The organism is Saccharomonospora azurea NA-128 (genome assembly GCF_000231055.2).
GTDB classification, from domain to species: domain Bacteria; phylum Actinomycetota; class Actinomycetes; order Mycobacteriales; family Pseudonocardiaceae; genus Saccharomonospora; species Saccharomonospora azurea.
Genome location: NZ_CM001466.1, coordinates 2,629,993 through 2,649,417, shown reverse-complemented (window position 1 = coordinate 2,649,417; position 19,425 = coordinate 2,629,993). Strand labels below are relative to the sequence as shown.

The 19,425-nt window shown below is 69.2% G+C and carries 21 protein-coding genes, 1 tRNA gene and 1 other RNA gene; 14 read left to right on the top strand and 9 right to left on the bottom strand.

Translation table 11 applies throughout. The annotated features are described in order from the left end of the window. Positions 1–2: 2 nt before the first annotated feature. Entirely contained in the window at positions 3–248 is a 246-nt protein-coding gene (locus SACAZDRAFT_RS11825) for a hypothetical protein (protein ID WP_005441881.1), read from the bottom strand. An 11-nt stretch (positions 249–259) separates the two neighbouring features. Further along, entirely contained in the window at positions 260–520 is a 261-nt protein-coding gene (locus tag SACAZDRAFT_RS11820; RefSeq protein ID WP_005441879.1) for a hypothetical protein, read from the bottom strand. Positions 521–861: 341 nt separating this feature from the next. On the opposite strand from SACAZDRAFT_RS11820, the gene SACAZDRAFT_RS22990 reads away from it, so the two are divergent. The 6 genes from SACAZDRAFT_RS22990 (at position 862) to SACAZDRAFT_RS11795 (ending at position 5,444) form a co-directional block, all read left to right on the top strand. Beyond that, on the top strand, positions 862–1,656 hold the full coding sequence (locus SACAZDRAFT_RS22990) for a hypothetical protein (RefSeq protein ID WP_157607002.1): 795 nt from the start codon (positions 862–864) through the stop codon (positions 1,654–1,656). A 342-nt stretch (positions 1,657–1,998) separates the two neighbouring features. Further along, on the top strand, positions 1,999–2,733 hold the full coding sequence (locus tag SACAZDRAFT_RS11810) for an ATP-binding cassette domain-containing protein (protein ID WP_005441875.1): 735 nt from the start codon (positions 1,999–2,001) through the stop codon (positions 2,731–2,733). A 55-nt stretch (positions 2,734–2,788) separates the two neighbouring features. Continuing rightward, complete coding sequence (locus tag SACAZDRAFT_RS11805; RefSeq protein ID WP_040927746.1) at positions 2,789–4,012, top strand: ABC transporter permease; 1,224 nt, start codon at positions 2,789–2,791, stop codon at positions 4,010–4,012. Further along, positions 4,009–4,677, top strand: a complete 669-nt coding sequence (locus tag SACAZDRAFT_RS11800; RefSeq protein WP_005441872.1) for a hypothetical protein — start codon at positions 4,009–4,011, stop codon at positions 4,675–4,677. Before SACAZDRAFT_RS11805 ends, SACAZDRAFT_RS11800 begins: the two co-directional genes overlap by 4 nt. Before the next feature lie 28 nt (positions 4,678–4,705). Then, entirely contained in the window at positions 4,706–4,876 is a 171-nt protein-coding gene (locus tag SACAZDRAFT_RS24170) for a TIGR02391 family protein (protein ID WP_081481181.1), read from the top strand. A 55-nt stretch (positions 4,877–4,931) separates the two neighbouring features. Further along, on the top strand, positions 4,932–5,444 hold the full coding sequence (locus SACAZDRAFT_RS11795; protein WP_005441871.1) for a hypothetical protein: 513 nt from the start codon (positions 4,932–4,934) through the stop codon (positions 5,442–5,444). 51 nt (positions 5,445–5,495) lie between these two features. On the opposite strand, the gene SACAZDRAFT_RS11790 is transcribed toward SACAZDRAFT_RS11795, so the two are convergent. From SACAZDRAFT_RS11790 to SACAZDRAFT_RS11780, 3 genes are all read right to left on the bottom strand, one after another. Next, the gene (locus SACAZDRAFT_RS11790; protein ID WP_005441870.1) at positions 5,496–6,218 is read right to left on the bottom strand and encodes an Abi family protein; all 723 of its coding nucleotides are present in this window, start codon (positions 6,216–6,218) and stop codon (positions 5,496–5,498) included. Between the two features lie 271 nt (positions 6,219–6,489). Continuing rightward, entirely contained in the window at positions 6,490–7,482 is a 993-nt protein-coding gene (locus SACAZDRAFT_RS11785; protein ID WP_232286264.1) for a nuclease-related domain-containing protein, read from the bottom strand. A 287-nt stretch (positions 7,483–7,769) separates the two neighbouring features. Then, a tRNA-Ser gene (locus SACAZDRAFT_RS11780) sits at positions 7,770–7,859 on the bottom strand. Positions 7,860–7,946: 87 nt separating this feature from the next. Here SACAZDRAFT_RS11780 and SACAZDRAFT_RS11775 point away from each other — a divergent pair. Beyond that, positions 7,947–9,806, top strand: coding sequence for a transketolase (locus SACAZDRAFT_RS11775; protein ID WP_005441867.1), 1,860 nt, complete (start codon positions 7,947–7,949; stop codon positions 9,804–9,806). A 33-nt stretch (positions 9,807–9,839) separates the two neighbouring features. On the opposite strand, the gene SACAZDRAFT_RS11770 is transcribed toward SACAZDRAFT_RS11775, so the two are convergent. After that, positions 9,840–10,391, bottom strand: a complete 552-nt coding sequence (locus SACAZDRAFT_RS11770; RefSeq protein ID WP_005441866.1) for a hypothetical protein — start codon at positions 10,389–10,391, stop codon at positions 9,840–9,842. A gap of 9 nt (positions 10,392–10,400) precedes the next feature. Continuing rightward, positions 10,401–11,348 (bottom strand): serine hydrolase, encoded by a 948-nt coding sequence (locus SACAZDRAFT_RS11765; RefSeq protein ID WP_157607000.1) that lies wholly within the window; start codon positions 11,346–11,348, stop codon positions 10,401–10,403. 164 nt (positions 11,349–11,512) lie between these two features. Here SACAZDRAFT_RS11765 and SACAZDRAFT_RS11760 point away from each other — a divergent pair, with 164 nt between their 5' ends. From SACAZDRAFT_RS11760 to SACAZDRAFT_RS11750, 3 genes are all read left to right on the top strand, one after another. Next, positions 11,513–12,136 (top strand): RNA polymerase sigma factor, encoded by a 624-nt coding sequence (locus SACAZDRAFT_RS11760; RefSeq protein ID WP_005441864.1) that lies wholly within the window; start codon positions 11,513–11,515, stop codon positions 12,134–12,136. After that, positions 12,133–13,281: a hypothetical protein gene (locus SACAZDRAFT_RS11755; protein WP_005441863.1), complete on the top strand. Its 1,149-nt coding sequence runs from the start codon at positions 12,133–12,135 to the stop codon at positions 13,279–13,281. The genes SACAZDRAFT_RS11760 and SACAZDRAFT_RS11755 overlap by 4 nt, the downstream gene beginning before the upstream one ends. A 162-nt stretch (positions 13,282–13,443) precedes the next feature. Next, a complete protein-coding gene (locus SACAZDRAFT_RS11750) occupies positions 13,444–14,628 on the top strand; it encodes a 4-hydroxybenzoate 3-monooxygenase (RefSeq protein ID WP_005441862.1) in 1,185 nt (394 codons plus the stop codon). Positions 14,629–14,632: 4 nt separating this feature from the next. On the opposite strand, the gene gndA is transcribed toward SACAZDRAFT_RS11750, so the two are convergent. Beyond that, positions 14,633–16,084: an NADP-dependent phosphogluconate dehydrogenase gene (gene gndA, locus SACAZDRAFT_RS11745; RefSeq protein ID WP_005441861.1), complete on the bottom strand. Its 1,452-nt coding sequence runs from the start codon at positions 16,082–16,084 to the stop codon at positions 14,633–14,635. A 125-nt stretch (positions 16,085–16,209) separates the two neighbouring features. On the opposite strand from gndA, the gene SACAZDRAFT_RS11740 reads away from it, so the two are divergent. Continuing rightward, positions 16,210–17,064, top strand: a complete 855-nt coding sequence (locus tag SACAZDRAFT_RS11740) for a helix-turn-helix domain-containing protein (RefSeq protein ID WP_005441860.1) — start codon at positions 16,210–16,212, stop codon at positions 17,062–17,064. Positions 17,065–17,080: 16 nt separating this feature from the next. Here the strand turns inward: SACAZDRAFT_RS11740 and SACAZDRAFT_RS11735 are convergent, their stop codons facing one another. After that, positions 17,081–17,272, bottom strand: coding sequence for a hypothetical protein (locus tag SACAZDRAFT_RS11735; RefSeq protein ID WP_005441859.1), 192 nt, complete (start codon positions 17,270–17,272; stop codon positions 17,081–17,083). A gap of 240 nt (positions 17,273–17,512) precedes the next feature. Here SACAZDRAFT_RS11735 and SACAZDRAFT_RS11730 point away from each other — a divergent pair, with 240 nt between their 5' ends. From SACAZDRAFT_RS11730 to SACAZDRAFT_RS23780, 3 genes are all read left to right on the top strand, one after another. Next, entirely contained in the window at positions 17,513–17,767 is a 255-nt protein-coding gene (locus SACAZDRAFT_RS11730) for a DUF397 domain-containing protein (protein ID WP_005441858.1), read from the top strand. Between the two features lie 56 nt (positions 17,768–17,823). After that, an RNA gene (ffs, locus tag SACAZDRAFT_RS22115) (signal recognition particle sRNA small type) lies at positions 17,824–17,920 on the top strand. A gap of 189 nt (positions 17,921–18,109) precedes the next feature. Then, the coding region (locus SACAZDRAFT_RS23780; RefSeq protein ID WP_005441856.1) for a DNA polymerase III subunit gamma and tau at positions 18,110–19,425 on the top strand (1,316 nt) is incomplete at its 3' end.

Sequence of the window (19,425 nt, the reverse complement as noted above, 5' to 3'; positions counted from 1 at the left end):
CTTCACAATCTCGACTCGTACTCCGCGAGCAGGCCCCGCACGGTGTCGAGCCGCGCGTGGTTGGCGTCGATCTGCTCCACGGCTCTGGCCAACTCGGCGGGCAGCCACGGCTGGGCCTGCGCCTGCACCTCCACGACCACGCGCCGGTAGTCGTCGAGCAGATCCTTCGCGTGGGTGCTGCGGGCGTGCGCGTCGGCGACCGAGTTCAGCGCCCCGGCCAGGAGGTGCCGCACCTGCTCCAGTGACATCGGCGCGAAGGCTAGAGCCGGGCCGAGTAGCTCTCGGCGGACGAGATGCACGCGAGGATGGTGCTCTGCGTGCCCGTCACGGCCTGCAACGCCTCCGCGAGCAGGCCGTGAGCCTGGTTGATCTCCTCCTGGGTGCTGCCGGACGTGGCCTGTGCCAGGGACTGCTGCGCTTCCTGGAGCGACTGAGCGGCCTGTTCCAGGGCGGCGACGCTGGCCGAGGCCTTCTCGTTCGCGAGTGCGATTCCCGCGCGAATCTCGTCCACACCGGGCATGAGGCGGGCTCCTTCGAGCGAAAGTCGGGGATTGGGTTCTGTCACGCCGCCCCCAACTTAGCGTGAGTGATCGACAACGCACAGCAGGTAGGTGGGGTAACCGAACTGCGCTGATCAGAGGGCTGCTCGAAGGTCCTCGGGTCACGAGCCACTGGAGCAGCGCGGACTGCTCTACGACGAGCACCTCGCCGCCGGCGCCGTGGCGCGAGACGTACTCGCACACTGCGACGACATCGCCGACCATCTCGCCGAACACGCCGGCGAGCTCAACGTCATCGATCCGCAACTACAACGACCCCACGACCTGCTCAAGTCACCGAAAGGAGACAGCAACGACCACGGTGGCTTCGCTGAAACCGTGCACTGGGTACCGGCCCATCTCGTCGTGTCCACCAACCGCCCCAGCTGGGGCGACTTCGAAGGCCACCGCGACCGAGCTCTCCAGCGACCTCGAGGCCTTCACCCATCGACTGTTCACCGACGAGATCAGCTTGATGCGCGCACCCGGCTGGGCCGGACCGCTGTATGGGGTCTCCGCCAACGGCAACCACCGCGTCCACACCGCCCGCATACTTAACCTGCCCTGGCTCGCCGCGACCGTCCTCGTCGAACCCACCCCGCCGTCCTGGGGCATACCGCACCTGCTCGCCAGCGACAACACCGACGAAGAACGACGACGACTCCCACGGCCACAACGCGCACGCAAACGCCAACTCCTCATCACCGGCTTCATCCGCCGCGGCATCATCGACGGCGACCTCACCGGAGACCGAGACTGGCCCATCTTGCGCTGCCGGCACCTCCCCGCGGCGTGGCTGCTGCGCGCACCCCAGTACGCCACGCACGTCAACGCCATCTACGAACGCTGCTATCCCGGCGCCCTAGCCCAACTCGGCATCCCCCTCGCCATCGGCACCGATCCAGCAGCGTGGTGTTACAGGAATTTGAGTCCCGGCATGAACTGCTTCTGGGGCTCAACTCTTGTGCTGACAAAAAGGGGAACAAATGCGAAAAGCCATTTCCGCTTTGATGGTTGGGGGCGCGGTTGCTGTGGGTGCTGTGACATTCGCGTCGCCTGGTTGGGCAACCACGACGACACCGCCAGACGTCGAGGCGGCAGCATGCGTCCTCACTAAGAGCAATGTGACATCTAGCTCCGATACCATGAAGGCCACGGGGGGACGTTCCGGATGCTCAGGCTCTGCGTTCATTACCGTCCAGCTTGCGGAGGATGTGTCCTGGGCGCCTGACCCGATTCTCGCTAAGACGTCGGAAACTATGGTCAATAACAGCATCTCAGCGACTGCCGGTTGCGGCGGTAGAAGTCACGGACAGTTTTACACCTGGGTAATCAGCTCTACCGGAAATAGTACGGAGTCGGGCCGTACGGGTCACTGCTGATTGTTATGGTAGCGTTCTGTGTCCGGTCAATGATCGGACACAGAACGCTGATAATCCGTTTCTGAGGGGCGCGTCGGGTGCGTATCGCGTTGGAGAAGGTGGGGTTCCGGTACGGGCGTCGTCCGGCGCTGTCCGAGGTGACGTGGGAGGTGCGTCCCGGCGTCACGGGGTTGCTGGGCCCGAACGGGGCGGGCAAGACCACGTTGCTGAATCTGCTTGTGGGGTTGACCAGGCCGTCGTCGGGGTCGATCACCATCGGCGACGGGCAGAAGCGGCCGTCGGTGGGTTTCGTGCCGCAGCGGTTCTCGACGGCGGGTGAGCTGCGGGTGGTCGACACCGTGTCGTATGCGGCGTGGGTCAACGGTGTCGCGCGGAGTGAGTGCGGGCAGGCGGCCGAGCGGGCGCTGGCGGAGGTGGAGCTCGCCGACCGCGCGGGTGATCGGGTGCGGTCGTTGTCGGGTGGGCAGCGGCAGCGGCTGGGGATCGCGGCGGCGTTGGCGCACCGGCCGCAGTTGGTGGTGTTGGACGAGCCGACGTCCGGTTTGGATCCGGGGCAACGCTTGCGGGCCCGGGAGATCATCAGCGGCCTTGGTGAGCGGTACACGGTGGTGCTGTCCACGCATTTGATCGAGGACATCGCCAACGTCTGTGAGCGGGTGGCGGTGCTGGCTCAGGGGCGGTTGGCCTTCGACGGCACGGTGGCGGATCTGACTGCGTTGGTGGACGAGTCCGACAGCAGCGGAACCCTGGGGTCGCCGTTCGAGCGGGCGTACGAGTCGTTGATCAGTTCGCTGGGTGATGGGCGTGACTGAGCAAGTGCGCAGGCCGAGTTGGCCGCTGCCGTGGTGGTATCCGGCCGTACCGGCGGTGGCGGTGCTGGTGATCGTGCTGTCGGGCACGTGGGAGTCGCTGAGCTGGCCGTATCAGGAGTGGCAGTACACCAGCGCCCAGTTCCATCAGCAGACGGCGCTGGCCGCGCCGGCGTGTGCGGCGTGGGCGGCGGTGGTCGCGGGCAGGCTGACCTCGCCGAGTCGCATCTTCGCCCCGGCGGCCGGGCAGCGGATGGGTGCGCCGGTCGTGCGGCAGCATCTGGTGCCGCTGGGTGCGGTGCTGGTGGGCAGCTACCTGCTCGGGCTTGCGCCGTTGGTGGCGGTCACCGTGATCGACGCGGAGTTCGGTGGCCCGGACCTCTTGGTGATGCTCAGCGGGCTGCTCGGGATTTCGGCCTCGATCACGGTCGGCTATCTGATCGGCGTGCTGGCCCGCAGCGCGTTCATCGCTCCGGTGGCGTTCCTGCTGTTCTTCGCCTTCACGGTGCTGGGCAGTACTGGCGACACCTACGCCGCGGTGGTGCCGGTGCTGCACATCGACCCCGAACTGGGTCAGGTGGAGAACCCGGCAATGGTGGTGTTCCGCTGCGTATTTCTCCTGGCGGTGACGATCGTGGCAGCCATGGTCGCGGCACAGGTCCTGGCCCACCGGGTGCCGCGTCCCCGCAGGGGGTGGACCACCACGGCGGCGTTGACAGCAATACCCGTCGCTCTGGCGGTCCTGGGTGTCAGTACGACGCCGGATCTGTTCCGCCTGCCTGCTGATCCGCCGCGGCAGTGCGCCGAACGCCACGGCATCGAGTACTGCGTCCACCAAGGCCACGCCAGCCAACTCGACGACCTCATCACCGCGCTCGACCCCGCCTTCACCGCACGAGGTCCCCAGGAACAGATCGAACGCGTCCACGATCGGGCGCTATTATGGTCCGATCCACTGGCGGTACCGGAAACCACCCACGTCGTCATCCTTTCTCCCGGCAATACGATCACGGGGAGCGAACCTTACTTCGCCGCCGGCAGACTCGCCGGGATGGACGCTTGCGACAAGAAATACCCCGAGAAAGTCGGCGGGAACAGTGGGGGCGAGCACCCCTATGACCGAGCGGTGGATCTGGCTGCCTGGCTAGAGCGGAACCCACTCGCACTCCACGACACCAATCCCTTCAAGGACGTGGACACCGACACGATGCGGGAGTGGATCACCACACACTCCGAAGAGATCCGCACCTGTTCCCTCGACACCGTTGAGCTGCCCTCATGACCTCGATCCTGCTGCGCTACCGACGCGCCCACCTCGTCCTCGCCGGTGTGGTCGTCCTCGCCGTACTCGGCATGGCCTTGTCCGGCCGGGTCATCGACCTCCACCTCAACCCCAACCACGGTCCCGTGTCTCTGCCGCTCGCGGATGCCTGCGGCATCGTCTGTGCCATCCTCGCCGCGACGGCACTCCGGCCACGGTTCTGGGAATGGGAACGCACCGCCGGCGGGCCCCGCACCGCCATTCCCGCCGCGACCGCAGCCCTCGCCGGAATCGCCTGTGCTCCACTGGTAATCGCGCTCTCCACGCTCACCCTGGAACTGCACCCCTCGGCGGAGCAGTACGACATCACCTCCGTGGGCGAACTCCTCGCCGTCTCCACGCTGAACACGACGTTCATCGCCGCTCTCGTGTTCACCCTCTCTCCCCTGGCGGGCCCCACGATCGCCGGAGCGACCGGACTGCTCCTCTGGCTCGGCACCGCCGCGCTCAACAGCCTCGAACCCGTCACCCGCCACTACACCCCCACCAGTGGCCTGCGCTTCCCACTGCCCGACACCTGGCCGCACTACCCCCTCGTCGCCACGCTCCTCCTGACGCTGATCGCCGTGACCGTGCACGCGCACACCCGAGGTTCCACAGCCTTCGCCCAACGACGCAGTCAGTAACGCGGGATCGAGTGACACTTTCCGCAGCCTGCATGACGGCGCAGGCAACTTCGCGCGTGGCGTCTACTCCGCCATCCGTAACCCGAACGCCCATGATGAAGGTGACGAACTGGCTGAGAACGAGGCGCTGGAGCAACTGGCCGCGTTCAGCATCCTTGCCCGATGGGTCGACACAGCAGTCGTTGAGTCAATCAGGTAAGCACCGTCGCGTTGATGCCCAATCCGAGTAGTCGTTGACGTACTAGTCTCGCCGCGTGAACGACCTCCCGCCTGACCCGGAAGGCGTCGACCAGTTCGTCATCTACGGCGCCTACGGCGAGATCATGCACAAGTTCCAGATCCTCGAGATGGTCCTGTGGGGATTTCTTGCGCGCAGCTTCAAGAGCGGCACCACCCTCGACCAAGGCATGGCCCAGGTCGAGCGATGGAACGCCACCACCTTCGGTCAGATGTGGCGCGGTCTGCGGACCCAAGAACACTGGCCAGACGACGTGGTCGTCGAGTGCGACCAAGCTGTGATGGCTCGCAACTACCTTGCGCATCACTACCTGCGCGAGTACTTCCTCGTCACGCCGTCGCAAGCTAACCGCGAGACTGCCGGCGTCCAGCTCACGCGAATCGCCGACCGCCTCGACACTCTGCTTGATCGGCTCGAGCAGCACGGGCGCTCGATCGGCGTGCCCGACGTCAACGACCTGGACGAGCAGACCCGCCAGGAGATCGAGGCACTGCGACCGACAACGTGGTTGCCGGGCCCCAATCCCTAGAACACGTGCATGCCGCCGATGCTGCGGACGGTGTCCGCATCCGCCGCGTGTTTACGGCAGGCCTTGGGCGGGCTCGCTGGTGGCGGCGAGCAGCGCGGGGACTCGGCTGTGGCGGTGCATCCAGTCGGCCAAGCCCGGATCGATTGTGCCCATCAAGGTCAGGATGTCGTGGTGGGCGTCGGGCAGGGTTCGGCGGCGCCGGGTGCCGGGGATGGGGATGCCGCCGATCACGGGTTCGTGGTGGGTGACCCGGTTGCGCAGGGTGTGGACACGTTTGGCGAGGGTGTGCTGGTCGCTGCGCTTGCCGGTGCCGTGGGGGAAGGCCAGTCGCAGGCAGGGCCGCCACAGCAGGTTGTCGTAGGAGCACTTGCGGTCGTGCGGGGGCTGGTCGGCTCGGCCGCCGGAGTCGAGCAGGTTGACCCAGAATCCGAGCGTGAGCTGGGCGATCAGTTTGCCGGGCGGGGCGTCGTCGGCGCATTTGCCGTCTCTCCACGCGCGTTTGATCGCGGCCCGGGACCGTTTGTCGAACAGATGGTCCAGCCGGTACCAGCGCGCGCCGAAATACGCGCTGAGCTGGTCGTTCATGGCGTTACGCAGGATCACCTCCGCCAACGCCAGATCAGCCATGAACGCCGAGGACAGCTCGACATCGAGCACGTAGAGCTCCAGGGCCGTGGCGCTCTGTTGACGGGCGAGTCGCTCGAAGGTGCCCATGCGCTCGACCGACAGCAGGCCCGACAGCGACGGCGGTGGGGCGACTTGGTGATACGGCACGGAAGGGATACTTTGGTCTGGTACTCCCCGGGTAAGCCTCTGCTACGGCATGCACCCGGGGTTTTTCTTTGCCGCAGGGCAGTGCATCAGTTCGCCACCGTGGGTGGTGGGCGAGTCGCCAGGCCAGGTGCTGCCGGGGGTAGACCCGGACCCTGGCCTGACGCATGTCCAGGGCCTCTCCCGCCACGTTCCTTCCACCAGGATTCGGTGGTCATAGAGCCGCCCAGAGACCCCTCTCGCGGCAGCACGGTTTCCTTGCGCCCCGGTGGGGTCAGTGGCTGTGGAAGGCCTGGTAGATCACCACGCAGGCCACGGTGGCCAGGATCGCGATGACGGCCAGCACCACGAGGGTGGGCCAGACCCGCCGTGCCGAGGCCAGCATCGGCGCCGCAGGTCGTGCCGGGCGCGAAGGTCGTTGTGCTGGGGGGCGTGGCCCCGCGGGTGTGCGGTACTGCGGCGCAGGAACCGCCGGTTTCGGAGCCGGACGAGGCGTCGGACGAGGCGCCGGGGTGGTCTTCCTCGGCCGCGGCCGCGGCACGGGGGAGGAAGCCGGCTTCACGGTCCGGGTCTGCTTCGGCTCCGCGGGCACAGCGGCCACGGAGGTGGGGCGGTTGGCCGCGGGGAGGGTGTCGGGAAAGCCGTCGGCGAGTAGCTCCTCGCGGGTGGGGGCGAGGGCGCCCAGCTCCAGGGCGTCGCAGGCCTGCAGTACCCGGTCTGCGCTCCACATCGGGCTGCTGGTGCGGCGGCGTAGCTGGTGCACCATGTGCCGCAAGCTCTTGTTCCTGCCCAACACGACCTCGATCCCGAGGCTGGTGTTGGCATCGTCGATCGTGATGGTGGTCTTCGGCTGCGGCACCAACACCAGCCACCCGGCCACGAACCCCGGGTCGATCTCGGCGGCTTGGAGGGCGTTCTTCGTCGCGAACAGTGCGCCCCTGAGCTGCTCCAGCGGACTCCGGGTGGACAGGGTGTGCAGCGCGGCCGGTTCGCCGTCGACGGTGAGCGGGCCGTTCAGCGGCACCCGCAGTGTGCCCGACTGCGGCTCGGTGAAGCCCTTGATCTCGACCACGGCCAGGCCGTGCGGGAAGAACAGCACCGCATCCACCTGCCGCGCCCGCCCGCGGTCGTCAGGCACGTTGACGTTGACCAACGCCAGCCCGGTCAGCTGGTATTGGCCCGTCCACGACCTCCACTGCTTCACCACCTGGGTTTCAGCGCCGGACAGTCCTTCCCCCGAGACCCCAGGGCCTCGCTGCACACGCACCAACACACCATGAACTTAGTGATCACCCGATCAACCACAGTCCCGCCGAACGAGTGCATTGGCTTGGGACTGCCAGGCTGCGTGGGGTGAACACCACACCGGATGAGCCAGACGTTGCTGGGCGCAGATGTCGTGGACGGTGCACGGGTCCCGCACGGTGCCGGATGCCGCGGTGGCGCTGATCGTCGACGAGGGTGAGGACCCGGCGGAAGGCCAGACACAGATTCGACACACGCCGGCACAGGCGACGACGCCGGGCCCTCATGGTGAGGAACCCGGCGTCGTGATGGCGGAGGATACGGGATTCGAACCCGTGAGGGCTTTCACACCCAACACGATTTCCAATCGTGCGCCTTAGGCCGCTCGGCCAATCCTCCGCGGAAGAGGGTAGCAGGCGCGCGATCCGGTTCTCGTCGCGGGCGCGGGCCGGGTTCCGGCGCTCCCGCAGCGGGTATGCGACAGCCATGTCCGTCGCCACGGTGGATCACGACATGCTTTCGGCGCTGAGCAGGCAACTCCGCGTGGACGCGGTGCGGGCGGCGGACTACGCCGGGTCCGGCCACCCCACGTCGTCGTTGTCGGCGGCGGATCTGATGGCCGTGTTGCTGGCCGGGCACCTGAGTTACGACTTCGAGGCCACCCAGAACCCCGCCAACGACCACCTCCTCTTCTCGAAGGGGCACGCCACACCGCTGCTGTACGCGATGTACGTCGCGGCCGGTGCGGTGTCGTCGGAGGAGCTGCGCTGGTATCGGTCCTCCGGGAGCCGGTTGCAGGGCCACCCGACGCCCGCGCTGCCGTGGGTGGACGTCGCGACGGGATCGCTCGGGCAGGGCCTCGGCATCGGCGCCGGGATCGCGCTGGCGGGCCTGCGGTTCGACCGCCGGGACTTCCGGGTCTGGGTGTTGTGCGGTGACGGCGAACTGGCCGAGGGCTCGATGTGGGAGGCGTTCGAGTTCGCGGGGCACGAGCGGCTGCGCAACCTGACGGCGATCGTGGACGTGAACCGCCTCGGCCAGCGCGGGCCCACCCGGCACGGCTGGGACACCGCCGCCTACGCCCGCCGGATCGCCGCGTTCGGCTGGCACACCGTCGAGATCGACGGCCACGACGTGGACCAGATCGACGCCGCCTACGCCGAGGCCGCGGAGAGCGACCGACCCACCGCGGTGCTCGCGCGCACCCGCAAGGGCAAGGGTGTGCGGGCCGTGGAGGACGCCGAGGGCGCGCACGGCAAACCGGTGCCGGACGCCGAGACCGCCATCGCGGAGTTGGGTGGCCGCAGCGCGATCCGCGTCGACGTGGCGGCGCCCGAGTACGAGCAGCCCACCCGGCCCGCTGACGCGGGGACGGGGTCGAATCTCGCCATCCCCGTGTACGAGCAGGGTCACGACGTCTCGACGCGCACGGCCTTCGGCCAGGCGCTCGCCGCGATGGGGCACGCGCGGCCCGACCTGGTGGTGCTCGACGGCGAGGTCAGCGACTCCACGCGCACCTCCTACTTCGAGGCGGAACACCCCGACCGGTTCGTCGAGTGCTACATCGCCGAGCAGCAGCTGGCGGCGACGGCGGTCGGCCTGGCGGTGCGCGGCTGGACGCCGTTCGCCGCCACGTTCGCCGCCTTCTGGAGCCGCGCGTACGACTTCGTCCGGATGGCCGCCGTGAGCGGGGTCGGCCTGTGCCTCGTCGGGTCACACGCGGGCGTGAGCATCGGTGCCGACGGTCCCTCGCAGATGGGGCTGGAGGATCTCGCCGCGTTCCGGGCGTTGTGGCGCAGCACGGTCCTCTACCCGTGCGACGCGAACTCCACGGCACATCTCACCGCGGCGATGTCCGAACACCCCGGCCTGCGCTACCTCCGCACGACCCGGGGCGAGGTGCCCGTCGTGTACGGGCCGGAGGAGACATTCCCGATCGGGGGCAGCAAGGTGCTGCGGTCGTCCGCGGCCGACGACGTGACGATCGTGGCCGCGGGCATCACCGTGCACGAGGCGCTGCGCGCGGCCGAGTTGCTCGACGACGAGGGGGTCCGGGCGCGGGTCGTGGACCTGTACTCGGTCAAGCCGGTGGACGTCGCGACGCTGCGGCAGGCGGCGGCGGACACCGGGCGCCTAGTCACGGTCGAGGACCACTGGCCCCAGGGCGGCCTCGGCGACGCGGTGCTCGACGCGCTGACCGGTTCCACCGTGATGCCCGCGGTGCTGAAGCTGGCAGTGCTGGCCCTGCCGGGCTCGGCCACGCCGGCCGAGCAACTGTGTCACGCCGGTATCGACGCCGACTCGGTGGTCGACGCGGTGCGCGACCTCATGTCGGAGTCGGGGTGAGGCCGCACCCGGCGGGCGGGAAGCGCGGTCGGGTCAGGGTGCCAGGGCGCGCACGTTGGACTTCGCTCCCTTGCCGCCCCGCATCGCCTTGCGCATCCGCCTGCGGAGCTTGCGGGCACGGTGGTCGTCCTCGGTCATCGCGAAGGTGGCCGCCGTGACGAGCCCGTAGGCGAGGTGCGGCAGGACGTCGCTGAGCCAGTCCGACGTGCTCCACGTCCTGGGGTCGGTCACTCCCAACGCCGTCATGGGCGCGTTCGACCCCACCATGGCCGCGACCGTCGCCACGACTCCGCCGACCAGCATCGGGGGACGCCACCCCATCCCGTGCAGCAGCCCGTAGCCGACGCCCACGGTGGTGCCCGTGACCATGCCGAGCAGCGCGCCGAGGCCGGACTTGCGGCTCTCCTGCTGTTCGGCGTCGCCCGGGATGTGCGTCCCGGCGGCCTCGCTGAGCTTGTCGACGGTCTGCTGCGGTGTGCTGCTGGAGGGACGTCCGCGCAGCGTCATGTCCAGATAGGTCGCTGCGTGCAGGGCCGTGGTTCCCGCGGCGCCTGCCGCGGCGCCGCGCGCGATGGAAGACAACATGGCACCGGGTTACCCGGGGTCGGGGTCTCGAACCGGGGTTGTCGGGGGATGAGGTCGATCGTGGTCCACACCGGCCGTGTCGAGGACCCGCCCGACGAAGGCGGTGACGTTCGTCGACGCCGTGTCGTACCCGGTCGAAAGGGGACTGCGGGTGAGGACCGCGACGAGGTAGCGGTCCGGGTCACCGGCCGTGCCCACGAGCCCGCTCGTGTGCAGGATGCGGTCGTCGGTGCAGCACGCCCAACCCTGCTTCACGGCGAAGGACAGCCCCTGTCGCCGGGCGGCTTCGGGGATGCCGAAGTACTGGTCGAAACCGTCGTGGCCGAGTGGGGTGGCGGCCCGCAGCGCGGACAGGACCACGTCGCGGGTCCGTTGCGGTGCCTCGTGGAGCACGTAGTCGTACACCGCCACCGTGTCGGCCGCCGTGGTGAGCGTGTCGCCCCACATGTTGGGGCGTTCGGGCGGCGTGGTGTGCTGCAGGCCGAGGCGCTGCGCCCAGTTCGCGACGAGTTCGGAACCGCCGTAGCGCACCCAGTACTCGCCCGCGAGCGGATCGTGGCTCGTGGCGAGCATGGTGTGGACGTCGGAGGCGGGTTCGCCGTGTGCCAGGGCCTCGAACGCCATGAGCAGCTTCACCAGTGACGCGGAGGTGAACTGCTCGTGGGCGTTGTGGGCCAGGACGACGCCCGGCCGGGCGCGGTCGACGACCATCACGCCGACGTCGTCGAAGCCGTGGCCGTCGAGCAGTTCTGCGGGCAGGCGGGAGGGGACGGCCGTGGGAGCGGGGTCGAGGCGCGGGGAGGGACCCGACGGGTTGGTTCCGGACGCGCGCGTCGGTGCGGGCGCCTTCGCCGGTGCGTTCGCGGACCCGGGCGGCGGCGAGCCGATGGCCGGAGACGTCGCGGAATCGAGTGAGAAGACGGCGATCACCGTGGCGAGAACGACAAGTGCCGCCACGGCGGCGCTCAGGGGCCAGCGCGGGGACCTCGCTCTTCTTTCCGACATGATCCGTGTTGTCCGTGGGCGGCGGTGGCGCGTCCCCTCACCCGTCTTGGTGTGATTTGATTCACATATACAAGGGTCCTCGGGGACGCGGTCGGTCGCAACGGACGAGTCCTCCTGTGTTCGTCAAAGCCGAGGCGCCCGAACACCGGGCGCATGCATGTGACAGCGGCGGCTCCCACCCGGACCTCGCCGCGGGCGATCCCGAGGAGCTCTTCACCCAGCTCTTCGACACGTACGCCCCTGCGCTGCGCTCCTACTTCGCGGGCCGGGTCGGGGTTCACCTCGCCGACGACGTCGTGGCGGAGACGTTCCTGCTGGCACTGCGCAAGCGAGCGACCTACGACCCGAGTCGTGGCCCGGTGCGGGCCTGGCTGTACGGCATCGCGACGAATGTCCTGCGGGGCTACACCAGAAAGGAGCTGAGGGGGTTGCGAGCGACCGCGCGCATGTCCGGGCACCTGGCCGAGGAGGTCCGGGTCTCGATCACCGATGCGATCGAGACCCAGGTCGTCGAGCGGGTGGACGCACAGCGGCGAGCCGGCCGACTGGCGGCGAAGATCGCGCGCCTGTCGCGCACCGACCGCGACATCCTGCTGCTGTCGGCGTGGACGCAACTGACCTCCACCGAGATCGGGCTGGCGCTCGGCATGCCGGCGAGCACGGTGCGCTCGCGCCTGCATCGCGTCCGGGGGGCGCTGAGAGCGGTACTGGACCTGGACGAGGCGGGAGAACGGCAGTGACGGACGAGCGGAATCTTCGGAGCTTCGACCAGGCGGACGCCGCACTCGACGAGGCGGTGTGGCAGCTGCACCTCCAGCCGAGGCTCGACCCGCCGCGGCTGGAGGAGGCGCGCAGCCGGGTGTTGGCGGCCGCCAGGGCACAGGCGCGCCCCGGGCAGCGCCGGGCGGCTCTCCGGATCGTCGGACCGACCGCGCTCAGGCGGACATCGCTGATCATGGCCGCGGCGGCGTCGGTGGCGGCTGCGGTGATCGTGCCGCTGTCCGTGCTTCCGAGCGACCCCGAGTCGGTGGTTTCCGGCGAAGGGGCCTCGCCGCAGCCGAGTACCACCGCTGTGGCGGGTGAGGGCCCGGCGCACGACGTCCTGTCGCGGGCGGCGGACGCCGCGCGGACCGCACCCGCCGGCGAGATGACCTACCCGGTCAAGCTCCGCGCGAACGAGTTCGTGTCCCATGTCGTGCTCGACGGCGACGCGATCACCGGCGTCCTGGGCCAACCCCGGCTGCGGGAGGCGACCTCGGACGACGGGCGCGTCTGGACGATCAAGAGCGGGATCACCGCCAAGCTCAGGTGGATCGGACCCGAGCCCGGCGACACCCCCGAGGTGGACGACCTGAACGAGGTGGGTCTCTTCTGCGCCAGCACCCGCGCGCGGAACTGGGATCCGTGCGTGGACGAGGGGGGCTGGTACGCGCCCGAGCTGTACCGGCAGCTTGCTGGCGAGGACCGGCCCCTGCAGAGGTTGGCCGAGGCATTGCCGGAGCCGAAGGAGACGCCGTGGCGGGTGGGTGAGCCACAGGCCGCCAACGACGCGTTCGACACGGCGATCCGTGCGCTGACCACCGGAATGGTGCCGCCGGAGGCGCGGGCGGCGATGTTCGGGGAGCTCGCGGCGATGCCGGAGGTCCACGTGACGGACGAGCGCGTCACGATGAGCCAGCTGAAGGTCGTTCCGTTGGTGGGGAACGAGGATGTCACCGGTGTCGCGGTGGGAGTCGACGACAGCGACATCGGACAGCGTAGGGAGCTCGTCCTCAATCCCCGCACGGGCGAGTTCATCGGAGCGCGGGTGGTCGCGCTCGACGGCAACGACCTGGGGGTCTCGTCCGGCACGGTGTTGTGGGCACTCGCACCCGAGCTGGTGTAGGAATCGCCCGCGTGCACACCCCCGCACGCGAGGTTGTTGAACGGCACCCGGTCGACATGTGAAGCTCGAAGCAGTGGAGTCGACCGGGTGTCGGCATCCGCCTGTGACGGACGGCGTCGTTCCCGGTCCGGCCCCCACGGCGTTGTGTCAGGAGGTCGGGAGGTGGCGAACACACGTGACGTCGCGGTCGGGGTCGTCGGTGGCGGACCCGCCGGGCTGCTGCTGTCCTACCTGCTGAACCTGCAGGGCGTGGAGACGCTCGTGCTGGAGGCGCGCAGCAGGGCCCACGTCGAGCAGCGGGTCCGTGCGGGTGTGTGCGAACACCCGACCGTGGAACTGTTGCGGGGCATCGGTGTCGGCGCGCGCATGGACGCGCAGGGCATGATGCACCACGGGTTCTCGCTGCGCTTCGACGGGCGCGACCACCGCATCCCGCTGACCGAGCTCACGGGCAAGTGCACCACCGTCTACGGGCAGCAGGAGGTCGTCAAGGACCTCGTTCACGCCCACGAGGAGAAGGGCCTGCCGATCGAGTTCGAGGTCGCCGACGTCGCGCTCCACGACCTCGATTCGGAGCGACCGCGCATCACGTACACCGACGCGGGCGGCGTCCGCCGGGAACTCCGCTGTCTCGCGGTGGCCGGGTGCGACGGCGCCCACGGCGTCAGCCGGGCGACCCTCGCGGCGACCAGGCCCAGGGTGTACACGCACGACTACCCGTACGCATGGCTGGCCGTGCTCGCCCGAACTCCGCCCGTGCACGGCGAGTTGATCTACGCCAACCATGAGCGCGGCTTCGTCCTGCACAGCATCCGGTCCCACGAGGTGACGCAGCTGTACCTCCAGATCGACCCCCGCGAGGAGGTCACCGACTGGCCCGACGACCGCGTGTGGGAGGAGTGCCGGCTGCGGTTGACCGCCGAGGGGTTCGGGCTCCGTGAAGGGCCGCTGCTGGAGAAGAGCATCGCGCCGATGCGCAGCGTCGTGGTCGAGCCGATGCAGTACGGCCGCCTGTTCCTGGCGGGCGACGCCGCGCACATCGTGCCCCCGACCGGCGCGAAGGGCATGAACCTCGCCGTCGCCGACGTGCGCCGCCTCGCGTACGCGCTACGACGGCTGGTGCGGCACTCCGACCCCCGCCCCGTCACGCGCTACTCCGAGTCGTGCCTGGAACGGGTGTGGCAGGTGCAGCACTTCTCCGCGCTGATGACCGGCCTGCTGCACCGCGACCCGGCCGCCGACGACTTCGCCCGCAAACTCCAGCTTGCGAGACTGCACAACCTCACGACGTCGAGAGCAGCCGCGACCAGCCTCGCCGAGCACTACGTCGGCCTGCCGTTCGACTGAGCCGCTACGCCTCGTGCTCCACGCGCGGGTCGGTGGCCCACGTGGTGTGGAAGCTGCCCTCGCGGTCGACGCGGCGGTAGGTGTGCGCCCCGAAGTAGTCGCGCTGGCCCTGGATCAGCGACGCCGGGAGCCGGTCGGCGCGCAGCCCGTCGTAGTAGGCGAGTGCCGTGGAGAACCCCGGCGTCGGAATGCCCAGCCGGACGGCCGTGGCCACCACGGACCGCCACGCGTCCTGCGCGTCCTCGACGGCCTTGCGGAACCCGCCGCTCGTCAGCAGCGTGGGAAGCGTGGGCTCGGCGCGGTAGGCGGCACGGATGTCGTCGAGGAAGGTCGCGCGGATGATGCAGCCGCCGCGCCAGATGGCGGCCACGGACGCGAGGTCGATGTTCCAGCCGAACTCGGCGCTGCCCGCCTGGATCTGGTGGAAGCCCTGCGCGTAGGCCACCACCTTGGACGCGTACAGAGCCTGCTCGACGTCGTCGGCGAAGCTCTCGGGAACACCCTGGCGTGCGGCGGACCCGCGGTCGGGCCCGGCGAGCCCGCGCGCCGCCTGGCGCAGTCCGGCGTGTCCGGACAGCGACCGGGCGAAGGTCGCCTCGGCGATGCCCGTGATCGGCACCCCGAGCTCCAGGCCGTTCTGGACCGTCCAGCGGCCGGTGCCCTTCTGCTCGGCCTCGTCGGCGACGATGTCGACGAACGGCTTGCCGGTGTGCGGGTCGGTGTGGGCGAGCACCTCGGCGGTGATCTCGATGAGATAGGAGTCGAGCCTGCCCGTGTTCCACGTCCGGAAGGTCTCGGCGATCTGGGCGGGTTCGAGGCCGAGCGCGCCGCGCAGCAGGTCGAACGACTCCGCGATCAGCTGCATGTCGGAGTACTCGATGCCGTTGTGCACCATCTTCACGAAGTGGCCCGCGCCGTCCGGCCCGACGTGCGTGCAGCACGGCGCGCCGTCGACCTTCGCGGAGATGTCCTCCAGCAGCGGCCCCAGCGATTCGTAGGACTCGGCCGAGCCGCCCGGCATGATGCTGGGCCCGTGCAGGGCGCCTTCCTCACCACCGGAGACGCCCGTGCCCACGAAGTGCAGACCCCGCTCGCGGAGCGCGGCCTCGCGGCGGCGCGTGTCGGCGAAGTGGGCGTTGCCGGCGTCGATGACGATGTCGCCGGGTTCGAGCAGCGGAGCGAACTCGTCGATGACCGCGTCGGTCGGTGCGCCCGCCTTCACCATGATGACGAGCTTGCGCGGTCGCTCCAGCGCCCGCACGAACTCCTCGGCGGAGTAGGTGGGGACGAAGTCGCCCTCGGAACCGAACTGCTCGACGAGGTCACGTGTTCGCTGTTCCGTCCGGTTGTGCAGGGCGACCGTGTGTCCGTGGCGCGCGAGGTTGCGCGCGAGATTGCGGCCCATGACCGCGAGTCCGGTGACGCCGATGCTTGCTCTGGCCGTCTGCGAGGTCATGAATCCGACCCTACGCGGACGGCGTTCGTCGTGGGTCGTCGCGCAGCGTGTCCGTCGGAAGATCCGAAAGCCAGCCTGTGAGGTGATTTCACTCATGCGGCTGAACGCGGTAACGTCATCGCGCCATGGCCAGCACCGTCACTTCCCGTCGAAAACAACTCGGCAACGAGCTCCGGCATGCGCGTCGGTCCGCCGGACTCACCCAGCAGCAGGTTGCCGAGATCTTGGGCTGCACGCAGGGGAAGGTCAACAAGATCGAGTCAGGCGCGGTCGGTGCGAAGCTCGGCGACGTGCGCAGGATGTTGGAGGCGTACGGCGTGACTGGCGACGAGGCCGAGACTCTGATCGACATGGCCAGATCGGCCGCCGGCCAGCGAGGCCGCTGGTCCGGCTACCGCTCGGTGGTTCCGCACTGGTTTCGCACGTTCACCGACCTCGAACCGGCCGCGGCCGAGATCCTGACGTGGCACTGCGAGCGCATTCCCGGGCCGCTGCAGTCGGAGCACTACATGCTCAAGCAGTTCACGGAGTTCGGGGCCACCGACATCACGGCGCTGGTGCGCAACCGGCTCGACCGCAAGGCCGTGTTCGACCAGCAGCAGCCGCCGTACTACCGCTTCATCCTGAGTGAGGCGGCGCTGCGCCGGGCCCCGGGCGGACACGCGCCCGCGGTGATGCTCGACCAGATCGAGCACATGCTGGAGCTGGACCAGCGTCAGCGCGTGTACGTCCACGTCCTGCCGTTCGGCGCCAAGTTGGCCTCGGTGCCCAACGACTTCACGATCATGCGGTTCCCGGACCGCACCCGCGATTTCGTCTACATCGAGCACTCCGCCGGAGGGCTCTACCTCGACGACATGAAGGACTTCCAGATCTTCGTCGACTCGTGGGACCGGCTTCGGGGCGCTGCCCTGGAACGCCAGGAGACCCGCCAGTTTCTCAAGCAGCTCGCGCTGGAGTACCGCGAGGCCCTCGACTGATCCGCGCCGGCGGCCCCTAGGCTCGGCAGAGGTAGCGCAGCGCCAGCGGGTCGTCGACGAAGAGGAGGGACGCGGGTTTCTTCCGGGTCGAGAGCTTGACGAAGTTGAGGTTGAGTCGGGTGCGACGAGGTGTGGTCACCATGTCGGATTCCGATTCTTCGTTTCTCCGCCGGCTCATCAGCGGCTCCACGTCGAGTCGTACGGCCATGCTTGCTCCATCCCCCGGAGTTGTTGCCGATCTCTCATAAAGATCGACCCCGCTCGCGTGTGGTGATCCCTACCCACTAGTAATAATCCTAGTTCGTGAATAATCGTGTTGTCGACCCGCGACGTCGAAAGTCGCACGGATGGACGCATCCGTTCGAGGGGTTTCGGGCTCTGCGACGACAAATGTCACTGAGGGCGACAACAGGGTGCGGGTCGTCCGCACCGGGTGCGGAGGTAGGCGATGGTCGATTATGCCGGGAACGGGGACTACGACCCGACGACGGCCGTGAGCTTGTTCGACCCCGGTAACTGGCGCAAGTCCTTCGCCAGTGAGCCCAACGGGGGCAACTGCGTCGAGGTGAACCTCGCCGACGACAAGGTCGGCGTGCGCGACACCAAACTGGCGCGAAGTCCGGTGTTCGTGTTCCGCCACTCCGAGTGGGAGGCGTTCCTGGCGGCGGTGAAGGCGGGGCAGTTCGACCTGCCGCAACGCTGAACGCGGCGAAGCGGCGGACCCGGGCTCGATCCAGGACGACGGCGTGGCCTAGACTGACGGTGGACCCCCGCGGCGTCCACCCTGTGAACCTCCCCAGGGCCGGAAGGCAGCAAGGATAAGCAGGCTCTGACGGGTGCGGGGGTCCCCTTTTTCGCCAGGATGTTGACACCGTCATCGCGGTGTCGAGGACGGTGCCCCCTCCGTCGTAGCTCTCGCCGTCACCGATCACGGTCAGCCTCGCTGTGATGCTCATTCCCTCGACTCCCGCCCCCTGCCACCCGCCGCCGCCGTGACCGTGCAGGGTACGGGCCGAACGTCGGGACCTGCCGGTACGCTCGCGTCGTGGCTTTAGCGCTGTACCGCAAGTATCGGCCGGCGACCTTCGCCGAGGTCGTCGGGCAGGAGCACGTCACCGAACCGCTGCGCACCGCGCTGGCTTCCGGCCGCATCAACCACGCCTACCTCTTCTCGGGGCCCCGCGGCTGCGGCAAGACGTCGAGTGCGCGCATCATGGCCCGCTCGCTGAACTGCGTGCAGGGGCCGACGCCCGACCCGTGTGGCGAGTGCGGGCCGTGCCGCGCGCTCGCTCCCGAGGGCCCGGGCAGCGTGGACGTCACCGAGCTCGACGCGGCCAGTCACGGTGGTGTCGACGATGCCCGTGAGCTGCGCGACCGCGCGTTCTACGCGCCCGCCGAGTCGCGCTACCGGGTGTTCATCATCGACGAGGCCCACATGGTCACGCCGCAGGGTTTCAACGCCCTGCTGAAGATCGTGGAGGAGCCGCCCGAGCACCTGATCTTCATTTTCGCCACCACCGAACCGGACAAGGTGCTCACCACCATCCGCTCGCGGACGCACCACTACCCGTTCCGGCTCATCCCGCCCAGTGCCATGCGGGAGTTGCTGGAGCGCAACGTCGCCGCGGAGGGCGTGTCCGTGGAGCCCGCGGTGTACCCGCTGGTGATCCGCGCGGGTGGCGGGTCGGCCCGGGACACCCAGTCTGTGCTCGACCAGTTGCTCGCCGGAGCGGGGCCGGAAGGCGTCACCTACGAGCGCGCCGTGGCACTGCTCGGCGTCACCGACTCGGCGCTCATCGACGCCGTCGTGGACGCGCTCGCCAGTGACGACGCGACCAACGTGTTCGGCACCATCGACCGGCTCGCCGAGGCGGGACACGATCCGCGCCGCTTCGCCACCGACCTGCTCGACCGCTTCCGCGACCTGATCCTGCTGCGCTCGGTGCCCGAGGCGGCCGACAACGGCATGGTGTCGGCCCCCGAGGAGCAGATCGAACGCATGGTGGGGCAGGCCGAACGCCTGCAGCCCGGCACGCTGACGCGCTACGCCGAGATCCTCCACAACGGACTGCTGGAGATGCGGGGCGCCACCTCGCCGCGGCTGGTGCTCGAACTGCTGTGTTCACGGATGCTGCTGCCTGAGGTCGCCACCGACGAGGGCGCCGTGCTCCAGCGGCTCGAACGGATGGAACGCCGCCTGGCCGCCGGAGTGCCCGCCGCGCCGCAGCAGAGTCAGCAGCCCGCGTCGGAGCCGGTCGAGCCGGAGGCCGCACAGGCGAGCTCGAACCGGCCACCCGAGCGTGTGTTCCAGCGGCCGTCGCAGCGAGCCGCGGCGCCGCAGGAGCGTCCCGCGCCGAGTCG

Excerpts from the sequence above, each read along its gene's own strand:
- SACAZDRAFT_RS11825 (WP_005441881.1), bottom strand. The coding sequence starts at position 248 with ATGTCACTGGAGCAGGTGCGGCACCTCCTGGCCGGGGCGCTGAACTCG.
- SACAZDRAFT_RS11820 (WP_005441879.1), bottom strand. The coding sequence starts at position 520 with ATGCCCGGTGTGGACGAGATTCGCGCGGGAATCGCACTCGCGAACGAG.
- SACAZDRAFT_RS11800 (WP_005441872.1), top strand. The coding sequence starts at position 4,009 with ATGACCTCGATCCTGCTGCGCTACCGACGCGCCCACCTCGTCCTCGCC.
- SACAZDRAFT_RS11775 (WP_005441867.1), top strand. The coding sequence starts at position 7,947 with ATGTCCGTCGCCACGGTGGATCACGACATGCTTTCGGCGCTGAGCAGG.
- SACAZDRAFT_RS11770 (WP_005441866.1), bottom strand. The coding sequence starts at position 10,391 with ATGTTGTCTTCCATCGCGCGCGGCGCCGCGGCAGGCGCCGCGGGAACC.
- gndA (WP_005441861.1), bottom strand. The coding sequence starts at position 16,084 with ATGACCTCGCAGACGGCCAGAGCAAGCATCGGCGTCACCGGACTCGCG.
- SACAZDRAFT_RS11740 (WP_005441860.1), top strand. The coding sequence starts at position 16,210 with ATGGCCAGCACCGTCACTTCCCGTCGAAAACAACTCGGCAACGAGCTC.
- SACAZDRAFT_RS11735 (WP_005441859.1), bottom strand. The coding sequence starts at position 17,272 with ATGGCCGTACGACTCGACGTGGAGCCGCTGATGAGCCGGCGGAGAAAC.
- SACAZDRAFT_RS11730 (WP_005441858.1), top strand. The coding sequence starts at position 17,513 with ATGGTCGATTATGCCGGGAACGGGGACTACGACCCGACGACGGCCGTG.